The organism is Nocardia fodinahabitans (assembly GCF_052983615.1).
Window position 1 is genome coordinate 2,492,337 of sequence record NZ_JBRJJC010000001.1, and the last position, 13,518, is coordinate 2,505,854.

Genomic DNA, 13,518 nt, shown 5'->3' on the forward strand with positions numbered 1-13,518 from the left:
CTGACCGCGACACCCTTCGGACGACCGGTCGAACCCGACGTGAAGATCACATACGCGGTGTTCGACGGCCGCAGCGGCGCGAGGCGCTCGGCATCGGTGACCGGCGCGGCGGAGTAACCGGTCAGGTCCAGGCTCTCGATGGGCAGCGCGGTGGTCGCGCCCGCGTCGAATTCGTCACCGGCCGTGGTCAATACGCAAATCGGCGCGGCGGTCTCGAGCACGTAGTGGGTGCGCTCGGCCGGGTGGTCGGGGTCCAGCGGCACATACGCGCCACCGGCCACGCTCACCGCGTACATGCCGATCACCAGGTCGAGTGAGCGGCGCATGCCGAGCGCGACCATGGTGTCCGGGCCGACGCCCTGGGCGATGAGGTGACGGGCCAGGCGGTTCACCCTCGCGGCGAACTCGCCGTAGGACAGACTCGTCCCCTCGAAGGTGAGGGCGATGTTGTTCGGACTGGTCAGCGCCTGTGCCTCGAACATCGACACCAGCGTCGCGACCTGGTCGACCGGGTGCGCGGTGGCGTTCCACTCGGTGACGACCTGGCGGTACTCGGCCGGGGCCAGCAGCTCGACCTCGCCGATGGCGCGGTCGGGCGTCGCGACGACAGCGGTCAGCATCCGCACCAGGCGCTGCGCGAGCGCGGCGATGGTGTCGGCGTCGAACATGTCGGTGGCGTAGGCGAATTCGGCGGTCATGCCGTCGGCGGAACCGTCTTCGCGATGCCGGTCGGCCAGGTTCAGGTGCAGATCGAACTTGGCGGTGACCACGTCCAGCGGTACGCCGGCGACCTCGAGGCCGGGCAGCTCGAAGGCCGCCTCACCGGTGTTCTGGAACGACAGCATCACCTGGAACAGCGGGTGACGCGCCTGCGAGCGGGCCGGGTTGAGGATCTCCACCAGGCGCTCGAACGGCAGGTCGGCGTGGCCGAAGGCGGCCAGGTCGCTCTCCCTGGTCTGCGCGAGCAGGGCGGTGAACGGCTGGGCCGAGTCGACCGCGCTGCGCAGCACCAGCGTGTTGACGAACATGCCGATCGCGTCGTCGAGGACCGCTTCACCACGGCCCGCGACGGCGGTGCCGATGGCGATGTCGTCGTTGCCGGACAGGCGGGCCAGCAGCGCCGCGAACGCGGCGTGCACGACCATGAAGAGGCTGGCGCCGTGTTCGCGGGCCAGCGCGTTCAGGCTCGCCGCCAGTGTCGGGTCGATCGAGAACTCGTGCACGCCACCGCGGTTGGAGGTCACGGCCGGGCGCGGCCGGTCGGCGGGCAGGTCGAGCTGATCGGGCAGGCCGGCCAGGTGCCGCGACCAGTACGCGACCTGCTGGGCGATCATCGAGGACGCGTCGTCCTCGGCGCCGAGGGTCTCGCGCTGCCACAGCGCGAAGTCGGCGTACTGCACCGGCAGCGGCGCCCAGCCCGGCGCCTCACCGCGCGAGCGCGCGGCGTAGGCGATCATCACGTCGCGGGCCAGCGGGCGCACCGACCAGCCGTCACCGGAGATGTGGTGCACGACGAAGACGAGCACGTGGGTGTCGGGGTGCGAGCCGTCCAGGGAACCGGCGACGCGCAGCAGCGCGGCACGCACCGGCACCTCGGCGGTCACGTCGAACCCGGCGAGCACCAGTTCACTGATCCGGTCGCGGATCTCGTCCTCGCCGACCGTGATCGGGCTGAGCGAGATCGGCACCTGACCCGCGGGCAGCACGACCTGCACGCCCTGGCCCTCGGCGGTCTCGGGGTAGACGGTGCGCAGCACCTCGTGCCGGTCGACCACGTCGGCGACGGCCTGACGCAGGGCGTCGATGTCGAGGTCGCCGGTCAGGCGGACGGCGAGCGGGATGTTGTTGACCCCGGTCGCGCTGTCGAAGCGGTTGAGGAACCACATGCGCTGCTGGGCCAGCGAGAGCGGGATCTGCTCCGGCCGCGCCCCGGCGACGAGCTCGCGGCGGCTGCCGCTGCCCGCGTGCGATTCCACCTTGGCGGCCAGCGCGGCGACCGACGGCGCCTCGAACAGCACGCGCACGGGGACGCGGGTGTCGAGCGCGGCGCCGAGGCGGGCGACCACCTGGGTGGCGATCAGCGAGTTGCCGCCCAGGTCGAAGAAGTCGTCGTCCAGGCCGACGGCGCGGTCCCCGGACAGGCCCAGCACCTCGGCGAAGGTGGCGGCGACGATCTCCTCGATCGGCGTGCTCGGCGCACGGAACTCGCGCGCCTCGAACACCGGGTCGGGCAGGGCGCGGCGATCCAGCTTGCCGTTGGCGCTCAGCGGCATCTCGTCGAGCACGACGAACGCGGCCGGAACCATGTACGACGGCAGCTGCGCGGCCAGCTGCGTACGCAGCGCGTCGATCTCGACGGTCGCGCCCGCGGCGGGCACCACATAGCCGACGAGCTGGTCGCCGGTGCGGGCATCCGAGCGCACGACCACGACGGCCTGCGAGACAGTCTCGTGCCCGGTGAGCGCGGCCTCGATCTCGCCGAGCTCGATACGCAGACCGCGCAGCTTGACCTGGAAGTCGGTGCGGCCGAGGTAGGTGATGGTGCCGTCGGCGTTCCAGCGGACGAGGTCACCGGTGCGGTACATCCGCTCGCCCGTACCGAACGGGTTCGCCACGAAACGGTCGGCGGACAGGTCGGCGCGGCCGACATAGCCGCGCGCCAGCTGGATGCCTGCCAGATACAGCTCACCCGCGACACCGGGGGCGACCGGGTGCAGACGTGAATCCAGCACGTAGGACTTGGCATTGAGCACGGGGCGGCCGATGGGCACCGCCCCCTGCACGTCGTCGGCGACCGGTGCGTAGGTGGCGTGCACCGTGAATTCGGTCGGACCGTACAGGTTGTGCAGCTCGGCAGCGCTGACCCGGCGGATCGCCTCGACGACATCGGAGGTGAACGCCTCACCGGCGACGAGCAGCGCGCGCACCGAGGCCAGCTGCGCCGGTGCCGCGACACCGGCGAACACGGCGAGCATGGACGGCACGAACGAGGTGAGCGTGACGCCTTCCGCGGCGATCAACTCGGCCAGGTACTGCGGGTCGCGATGCCCGTCCGGCGTCGCGATCACCATGCGGGCGCCGCGGACGATGGTGCCGAAGAGTTCCCAGACCGACACGTCGAAGGTCTGCGGCGTCTTGAACAGCACCACATCGTCGGCGGTCAGCGCGTATTCGTCGGTGATCCAGCGGATCTGGTTCACCGCCGCCGCGTGCGACACCGCGACACCCTTGGGGCGGCCGGTGGAGCCGGAGGTGAAGATCACGTAGGCCAGGTTCGAATTCCGCAGCGGCGCACGGCGTTCGCTGTCGGCAACCGGGGTGGCCGGGTAGCCGGACACGTCGAGTTCGTCGACCACCAGGGTCGGGATCCCGGCCGGGGCGAAGGCGTCGGACGCGGTGGTGAGCACCGCCACCGGCTGCGCCGTCTCCAGCACATAGGCGATGCGATCGGCGGGCTGATCCAGGTCGAGCGGCACGTACGCGCCACCCGCGGCGAGCACCGCGTACATGGCGACAACGAGGTCGGCCGAGCGGCGGAGGCCGAGGGCGACCAGGGTGTCGGGACCGACGCCGGAGTCGATGAGCTTGCGCGCCAGCTGATGCACCCGCCCGGCGAACTCGCCGTAGGACAGAGCTGTCCCCTCGAAGGTCAGCGCGGTCGCGTCGTCGTCGTGCTCGGCGAGCCCGAACAGGTCGAGCAGCGTCTCCCCGGTATCGGCCGGAACCACGAAGGTGCCGTGCCCCACGCCGCCCATGCCGATGAGCTCGTTGGAGTTCCACTCCGACAACACGAGCTCGCGTTCGCGGCCGTCGAGCAGATCGAGGTCACCGACGGCCCGGTCCGGCGCCGCCGCGATCCCGGCCAGCAGGCGGGCGAAGCGGGTGCCGAAGCGTTCCATGGTGGCCGCGTCGAACAGGTCGGTGGCGTAGATCAGCTCGGCGACGATGCCCGCGGGCGCATCGGCGGGCTTCTCGGTGAGCACCACGTTCAGGTCGAACTTCGCGACATCGATCGGCAGCTCGACGCCGCTGACCGTGAGGCCGGGCAGTTCCAGGCTGGTCTGGCCGGTGTTCTGGAAGGCCAGCATGACCTGGAACAGCGGGTGTCGCGCCTGCGATCGGGCCGGGTTGATGATCTCGACCAGGCGCTCGAACGGCAGATCGGCGTGGCCGAAGGCGGCGATGTCGCCCGCGCGGACCTCGCCGAGCAGCTCGGCGAAGCTCGCGTCGCCGTCGACCTCGGTGCGCAGCACCAGGGTGTTGACGAACATGCCGATCAGGTCGTCGAGGGCGCGCTCGCCACGGCCGGCGATCGGGGTGCCGATGGCGATGTCGTGCTCGCCGGACAGGCGCGAGAGCAGCAGCGCCAGCGCCGCGTGGGCGACCATGAACAGCGTCGCGCCCCGGCTGCGGGCCAGATCGGCCAGTGCCGCATGGGTGTCGGCGTCGATCTCGAAGGTGTGGGTGGCGCCGCGACCGCTGGCGACCGCGGGGCGCGGCCGGTCGGCGGGCAGGTCGAGCTGCTCGGGCAGCCCGCGCAGCTGCTGACCCCAGAACGAGATCTGCTGGGAGATCACGGACTCGGCGTCGTCCTCGTCACCGAGCACGGCACGCTGCCACAGCGCGAAGTCGGCGTACTGGACCTCGAGCGGGCGCCAGGCCGGCTCCGCGCCTTCGACGCGGGCGCTGTAGGCGGTCATCACGTCGCGGGTCAGCGGGCCCATGGAGAAGCCGTCGGCCGAGATGTGATGCACGACCAGGGCGAGTACGTGTTCGGTCGGGCTGATCTCGAACAGGGCGGCCCGGAACGGCACCTCGGCGGTGACGTCGAACGCGGTCAGCACCAGCTCCGAGAGGCGCTGCGGCAGTTGGGCACTTGTGGTCTCGATCGGCGCCAGGTCGGGGATGACCTTGCCGGTCGGCACGATCACCTGGTGGGCCGCGCCGGCGACTTCCGGGTAGTAGGTGCGCAGCGACTCGTGGCGTGCCAGCACGTCGGCCACGGCCACCTGCAGCGCCTGCCGGTCGAGCAGACCCGACAGCCGCACGGCCGCCGGGATGTTGTCCACCGCGGACTCGGGGTCGAAGCGGTTGAGGAACCACATGCGCTGCTGGGCCAGCGACAGCGGCACCCGCTCGGGACGCTGCTGCGGGACCAGGGCGGCGCGGCGGTCCGTGCCGGAGTGCGTCTCGGCGCGCGCGGCCAGCGCGACGACGGTGGAGGCCTCGAACAGCTCACGCACGCCGATATCGGTCTCCAGCGAGGCCGACAGGCGGGCGGCGACCTGGGTCGCGGTCAGCGAGTTGCCGCCGAGGGCGAAGAAGTCGTCGTCGAGGCCGACCCGCTCCAGGCCGAGCACGTCGGCGAAGGTGGCGGCGACGATCTCCTCGACCGGGGTGGTCGGGGCGCGGAACACCGCGGCCTCGAACACCGGCGCGGGCAGCGCCTTGCGGTCGAGCTTGCCGGAGGCGTTGAGCGGGAACTCGTCGAGCACGATGAGCACCGCGGGCACCATGTAGGCGGGCAGGTTGTTGCCCAGTTCCTCGCGGGCGTCCTCGATGTCGACGGTGCGGCCCGGCGCGGCGATGACGTAGGCCACCAGCTGATCGCCGGTGTGCTGGTCGCCGCGGACCACGACCACCGACTGGGCGACCTCGTCGAGCGCGGTCAGCGCCGACTCGATCTCGCCCAGCTCGATGCGCAGACCGCGCAGCTTCACCTGGAAGTCGGTGCGGCCCAGGTATTCCAGCTCGCCGTGCTCGGTCCAGGCGACGAGGTCACCGGTGCGGTACATGCGGGCGCCGTCATCGGAGAAGGGGTTCGCGACGAAGCGGTCGGCGGTCAGGTCCGGCCGCGCGACATAGCCGCGCGCCAGCTGGGTGCCCGCCAGGTACAGCTCACCCGCGACACCCACCGGAACCGGCCGCAGCCGCGCGTCCAGCACGTACACCTCGGTGTTGAACACCGGGGCACCGATCGGCACGGTGTCGGTATCGGCGTCGACCACCTCGTGGAAGGTGACGTCGACCGCGGCCTCGGTGGGGCCGTACAGGTTGTGCAGGGCCGCGCCGGTGAGCTCGCGCAGGCGGTGCGCGGGCTTGGGCGGCAGCGCCTCACCGGAGGCGAACACCATCCGCAGCGACTCGCAGCGGGCGGCCGCGGCGTCGGCGACGAAGACCGCGAGCATCGACGGCACGAAGTGCGTGACGGTCACGCCCTCGACGCGGATGATCTCGGCCAGGTACGCCGGATCGCGATGACCGTCCGGCTTCGCGACAACCAGACGCGCACCGATCTGCAAGGGCCAGAAGAACTCCCACACCGACACGTCGAACGTCGCCGGAGTCTTCTGCAACACCACATCGGCCTCGGTCAGACCGTACGCCGACTGCATCCACACCAGACGATTCACGATCGCGCCATGGCTGACCGCCACACCCTTCGGACGACCGGTCGAACCCGACGTGAAGATCACATACGCGGTGTTCGACGGCCGCAGCGGCGTCGTGCGCTCGGCATCGGTGATGCCGGTGTCGGCGTAGCCGACCAGGTCGAGCAGGTCGATGCGGACCTGCGCGGTATCGATCTCCAAGTCGGTGCCCGAGGTGAGCACACACACCGGATCCGCCGTCGCCAGAATGTATTCCGTGCGCTCGGCCGGGTGATCGGGATCCAGCGGCACGTACGCGCCACCGGCCACACTCACCGCGTACATGCCGACCACCAGGTCGATCGAGCGGCGCATGCCCAGGGCCACATAGGTTTCCGGGCCGACGCCGCGATCGATCAGCCAGCGCGCCAAGCGGTAGACCCGCTGGGCGAACTCGGCGTAGGAGAGGGTCTCACCCTCGAAGGCGAGGGCGGTGGCCTGCGGGGTGCGCGCCAGCTGCGCCTCGAACATCGAGACGAGGGTGGCCCGCTGGTCCACCTCGTGCGCGGTGGCATTCCACTCGCGCACGACCAGTTCGCGTTCGGCGGCGTCGAGCAGCTCGATATCGCCCACGGCGACAGCCGGTTCCGTGGTGATCGCGGTGAGCACCCGGATCAGGCGCTCGGCGATGCGGTGCACGGTGGCGGCGTCGAACAGGTCGCTCAGGTAGCCGGCCCGGATACGGAGCCGCGTGTCCAGCTGCGCGATCAGCGACAGCGGGTAGTGGGTGGCGTCGGCGGCGTCCAGGCCGGTGACGGCCATGCCGTCGATGTCGGCGGCCTGGGCCTTGATGCCCTCGGCGTCGACCGGGTAGGACTCGAAGACCACCAGCGAGTCGAACAGGGCGCCGATGCCCGCCGCCGACTGGATCTCGGCCAGGCCGACGTAGTGGTGGTCGAGCAGGTCGGCCTGCTCGCCCTGGGTGCGGGTCAGCACCTCGCGCACCGATTCGGCGGCGTCGAAACGCACCCGGACCGGGACGGTGTTGATGAACAGGCCGACCATGGATTCCACGCCGGACAGCTGGGCCGGGCGACCCGAGACGGTCGTGCCGAACAGCACGTCGTCGCGGCCGGTCATCCGGCCGAGCACGATCGACCAGGCCACCTGCAGCACGGTGTTCGGGGTGACGCCGAGATCGGCGGCCAGCGCGACCAGGCGGGCCGTGGTCGGCTCGTCCAGGTCGAACAGATACTCCTCCGACAGGGCCGCGATCTCGCGGCTCGCGTCGGGGCGGGCCAGCATGGTCGGCTCGGTCACGCCGCGCAGCGCGTCGGACCAGGCCGCGACCGACACCGAGTGATCCTGCTGGGCAACCCATTCCAGGAAGTGGCGGTAGGAGCGGACGGCGGGCAGCGCGCTCGTGTCGCCGTGCAGGGCGTAGAGCGCGAGCAGGTCGCGCATGACCAGCGGCGTGGACCAGCCGTCGAGCAGGATGTGGTGGTTGGACACCACGAAGCGCCACTCGTTGTCGGCGATGCGGATCAGGGTGAAGCGGATCAGCGGCGGCGCGGCCAGGTCGAAGCGGGCAGTGCGGTCGGCCTCGACGAGGTCGGCGAACTCGCCCGTTTCGGTGCGGTCATGCTCGGTCCAGGCCACCTTGGCGTGTTCGACGACGATCTGCACGGCATTGCCGTCGCGGTCGGTGACGAACGCGGTGCGCAGGGTCTCGTGCCGGTCCAGCAGGGCCTGGGCGGCGGCACGCAGACGGGTGGCGTCGACGCGGCCGGTGAGCGTCAGGACCGCCTGCGCGGTGTAGACGTCGACCGAGCTGGCAGCCAGGCGGGCATGGAAGAACAGACCGGCCTGCAGCGCGGCCAGCGGCCACACCTGGGTCAGCTCGGGGTAGCGCTTCTCCCAGACCTCGATGTCGCCCTGGGTGGAGCGCACCAGCGCGAAGTCGGACGGCGTGTGGCCGCCCGCGTCGGCCGAGTTGGCGTGCCGGGCAACAGCTTCCAGCGCGGTGACCCACAGGTCGGCGAACTCGCGGACCTCGGCGGCGGCGAGCAGGGTGCTCGGGTAGCCGATATTGGCGCTGAGCTTGTCACCGACGACGATCGCGTTGACGTCCAGCGGCGCCATCGCGGGCATGTCGGCGTCGTAGGCGCCGCCGAGGGCGGCCAGCTCCGGCGCGGGGATCCAGCCGAAGCCGCGCAGCGCGTCGGGCACGTCGCTGTCGGCGACGCGGCCCAGGTAGTTGAAGCTGATCTGGCCGGGCAGCTGGGTGGGCAGCTCCGCGGCGGTTTCGGCGTTCATGTACCGCAGCAGGCCGTAGCCGATGCCCTTGTCCGGCACGGCGAGCAGCTGTTCCTTGACCGCCTTGACGGCATGACCCAGCGCGGGGCCACCGGCGAGCGCGGCGTCGATGTCGATGCCGGCCAGGTCAAGGCGGACCGGGAAGATCGCGGTGAACCAGCCGACGGTGCGGGACAGATCGGCGCCGGGCGCGACCTCTTCCTCACGGCCGTGGCCTTCGAGGCGGACCAGCAGCGCGTCGTCGTGCGCGGTGCCGTTGCCCGCGGCGACCCGGGTGCCGCGCCACTTGGCGGCGGCCAGGGCCAGCGCGGTGAGCAGGCCGTCGTTGACGCCGCCGTGGAACAGGGCGGGCACGGTGGTCAGCAGGGCCTTGGTGACCTCGGCGGACACCTCCACCGGCAGCTTCTCGATGACACCGGAGACGTCGACGGCCGGGTTCATCGGCCGCTCGGTGAGCAGCGGATCCGGGGTCGCGACGACCTCACGCCAGAAGTCGAGCTCGGCGGCGCGTTCGGGGCTGCGCGCCTCGTCGGCGAGCGCGTGCGCCCAGGCCCGCATGGAAGTGGCGGGGGCGACCAGTTCCGGCTGCTGGCCCGCCGAGAGCTGGCCCCAGGCGGCGACGAAGTCGGGCACCAGGATGCGCCAGGAGACACCGTCGACCACCAGGTGGTGGGCGACGACGATCAGGCGACCGGCGCGGGTGGCCTTCGCCGGAGCCGCGGTCGGCTCCAGCCACACGAAGCGGACGACCACACCGGCGGCCGGATCGAGTCGGTCGAGGCTGGCATCCAGTGCGGCGGAAGCGATCTCGACCAGCTGGTCGTCGGTGGCCTCGGCCGGGAAGGTGCTGTGGTCGATCAGCGCGTCGGCGTCGACGGCACCGGCGGGCGCGGTGTCGACGACCCAGCGGCCGTCGACCTGGTGCAGGCGCGAGCGCAGCATGTCGTGGCGGTCGATGACCGCGCCGACGGTGGCGGCGATACCGGCCCGGTCGATGCCGACCGGCAGTTCCAGCGCCATGGTCTGGTTGAACCGGTCGAACGAGCCGGACCGCTCAGCCATGAACCGGACGACCGGGGTCAACGGCATCTCGCCGACACCGCCACCGGGCAGCTCGGCCAGCGTGATCGCCGACGCCGCCGCGACATCGGCGGTCTCGGCGACCGAGGCCAGACCGGCGACGGTGCGCTGTTCGAAGACGTGGCGCGGGGTGAACAGCACGCCGCGGGCCTTGGCCCGGGAGACGAGCTGGATGGAGACGATCGAGTCGCCGCCCAGGGCGAAGAACGAGTCGTCCACGCCGACCCGCTCCACGCCGAGCACCTCGGCGAAGACCTCGGCGATGGTCTGCTCGATCGGGGTGCGCGCGGCGCGGAAGGTGACCTCGGTGGCGAACACCGGCTCCGGCAGCGCCTTGCGGTCGAGCTTGCCGACCGGGGTCAGCGGCACGTGGTCGATCACCATGATCGACGAGGGCACCATGTAGGCGGGCAGACGGTCCTCGACGTGCGCGGTCAGCGCCGCGACGTCGATCGAATGGCCCGGCGCGGCAACCACATAGGCGACCAGCGAGACGGCGCCCGCGGTGCTCTTGTGGCCGACGGTGGTCGCGAAGTCGACGGTCTCGTGCGAGGCGAGCGCGGAGTCGATCTCGCCCAGTTCGATCCGGAAACCGCGGATCTTGACCTGGAAGTCCGAGCGGCCGACGTATTCGACGGTGCCGTCGGCGGTCCAGCGCACGACGTCACCGGTGCGGTACATCCGCTCCCCCGGCACGAACGGATCGGCGACGAACCGGTCGGCGGTCAGGCCGGCGCGGGCGTGGTAGCCCCGCGCCAGCTGGATGCCCGACAGATACAGCTCACCCGCGACACCCACCGGAACGGGCTGGAGCTGGGCGTCCAGGATCAGCGAGCGCATGCCACGGGTGGGGCCACCGATGGTGACCAGCTCGCCCGGCGTCAGCGCGGCGCTGATGTTGGTCATGATCGTGGTCTCGGTGGGGCCGTAACCGTTGTGGAAGGCACGAGTCGTGCCGTCCGCCAACGGAACCGCCCACTTGCTCACCAGATCGGCGGGCACCGCTTCACCACCGGCGACGAGCACCCGCAGCGAGTCCAGCCCGCTCGGGTCGAAGGTGGCCAGCGCGGCGGGGGTGATGAAGGCGTGGGTGACCCGCTCGGCGCGGATCAGCTCGGACAGTTCGTCACCGCCGTAGACGCCCGGCGGGACGACGACGAGCGCGCCGCCGCGGGCCAGCGCCAGCAGCAGTTCCAGGATCGAGGCGTCGAACGAGGGCGAGGCGAAATGCAGTGCGCGGGTATCGGAGTCGAGGGCGTAGCGCTTGGCCTGCTCCTCGCCGAAGTTCGCCAGACCGGCGTGGGTGACGACGACGCCCTTGGGGACGCCGGTCGAGCCGGAGGTGTAGATGACGTAGGCGGGCTGCTCGGGCGTGGTCACCCGGACCAGCTCGGCGTCGTCGATCGGGCCGCCGTCGAAGGCGTCCAGATCCAGCTCGTCGAGCACCAGCCAGCGCGCGGATTCGGGCAGACCCGCACGCACGGAGGCGACGGTCAGGCCCAGCGGTGAACCGGAGTCGGTGACCATGTGGGCGATGCGGTCGGCCGGGTAGGTCGGGTCGACCGGCACGAAGGCGGCGCCGGTCTTGGCGACGGCCCAGGCGGCGAAGACCGAGTCGGCCGAGCGCGGCACGCCGACGGCGACGAGGTCCTCGGCGCCGATGCCCTCGGCGATCAGCAAGCGCGCCAAGCGGTTCGAGCGCTCATCCAGCTCGGCGTAGGACAGAGCTGTCCCCTGGAACACGACGGCGTCGCCGGTCGGGTTCTGGGAGACGGCCTCGGCCAGCAGGCTGCGCAGGGTGCGCGCGGGCACCGGCGGCTCGCCGACGCGGAACACCAGGTCGGCCCGCTCGGCGGCATCGAGGACATCGATGGCGCCGATGGTCACCGCGGCATCGGCCGCGACGGCCTCGAGCACGCGCTCCCAGCGGGTCGCGATGGTGTCGACGGTGGCTTCGTCGAACAGTTCGGTGGCGTAGTTCAGCGCCAGCGCCATCCCGCCGCTGCCCGGTTCACCGAGCTCGGACAGGGTGAACTGCAGGTCGAAGCGGGCGACGCTCTCGTCGAGATCGAGCGCCGAGACGGCCAGGCCGGGCAGTTCCAGGGTGGTGCGGTCCAGGTTCTGGAAGGCCAGCATCACCTGGAACAGCGGGTTGCGCGACTGCGAGCGCTCCGGCGCCAGCAGTTCCACGAGCCGCTCGAACGGCACGTCGGCATTGCCGTAGGCGTCGAGGTCGGCCTTGCGGGCCTGCTCGAGCAGGTCGGTGAACGACTCGGCCGGGCGCACACCGGTGCGCAGCACCAGGGTGTTGACGAACATGCCGACGAGGTCGTCGAGGGCCTGCTCACCACGGCCCGCGATCGGCGTGCCGATGGCGATGTCGTCGGAACCGGACAGGCGCGACAGCAGTACCGCGAGCGCGGTGTGCATGACCATGAACAGCGACGCGCCCTGGCTGCGGGCCACCTCGTCGAGCTTGGTGATCAGTTCCGGCGCGAGCTCGCGATGCACGGTGGCGCCGCGATGCGAGGCGATGGCCGGGCGGGCCCGGTCGAACGGCAGGGTCAGCTCGTCGGGCACACCCGCGAGCTGGCGCTGCCAGTACCCGACCTGGCGCGACATCAGCGAGTCGGCGTCGTCCTCGGTGCCGAGGACCGCGCGCTGCCAGATCGCGAAGTCGGCGTACTGCACCGGCAGCGGCGCCCAGCCGGGCGCGGTGCCCTGGGCGCGAGCGGTGTAGGCCAGCATCACGTCGCGGGTCAGCGGCGCGATGGAGAAACCGTCGGCGGCGATGTGGTGGACCACCACGACCAGCACATGCTCGGTGTCGGTCACCTTGAACAGCCGGGCGCGCAGCGGAACCTGTTCGGCCACATCGAAACCGGTGGATACGAACTCGGTGACGGTGCCGAACAGCTGCTCCTGGGCGACCGTGACCGGCCGCAGATCCAGCGAGATGCGTTCGGCGGCGACGATCTGCTGGACCGGGGTGCCGCCGTGCTCGGGGTAACGGGTGCGCAGCGATTCGTGCCTGCGCACCAGATCGGCCAGCGCCAGCGCCAGCGCCTCGGTGTCGAGCGCGCCGGTGAGGCGGATGGCGACGGGCAGGTTGTAGGCCGCCGAGGTGGTGTCGTACTTGTTGAGGAACCACATGCGCTGCTGCGCGAACGACAGCGGCACCAGTTCACCCTCGGTGCGCTCGCGGGCGACCAGCGCCGCGCGGGCGGTGCCGCCGGTGTGCGATTCCACCCGCGCCGCGAGGGCTTCCACGGTGGAGGCCTCGAACAGCGCGCGCACCGGCACGGTGGCGCCGAGCGCGGCGCCGATGCGGGCGACCACGCGGGTGGCGATGAGCGAGTTGCCGCCGAGGTCGAAGAAGTCGTCGTCGACGCCGACCCGGTCCAGGCCGAGCACGTCGGCGAAGACCGCCGCGACGGTCTCCTGCACCGGGGTGACCGGGGCGCGGAAGGCCCGCGCCTGCACCGCCGGAGCGGGCAGGGCGCGGCGGTCCAGCTTGCCGTTGACGGTCAGCGGGATCCATTCCAGGCGCACCAGTGCGGCCGGAACCATGTAGGCGGGCAGCTGTTCGGCGGCACCGCTGCGCACGACATCGAGGTCGGGCTGGGCGTCGCCGTCGGCGACCACGTACGCGACGATGCGCTGGTCGCCCGGCTGGTCCTCGCGCACGATGACGGCCGCCTGGGCGATGCCCGGCTGGGCCAGCACGGCGGCTTCGATCTCACCGAGTTCG

Annotated in this window: 1 protein-coding gene (cut by both window edges); it reads right to left on the minus strand. The window is 71.5% G+C overall.

This entire window lies inside a single protein-coding gene on the minus strand: locus NV348_RS11690, encoding a non-ribosomal peptide synthase/polyketide synthase (RefSeq protein ID WP_447146941.1). The 43,818-nt coding sequence extends 14,692 nt beyond the window's left edge and 15,608 nt beyond its right edge, so the window shows coding positions 15,609–29,126, spanning codon 5,203 (partial) through codon 9,709 (partial); the first complete codon in reading order (the gene reads right to left) occupies nt 13,515–13,517. The start codon and the stop codon both lie outside this window.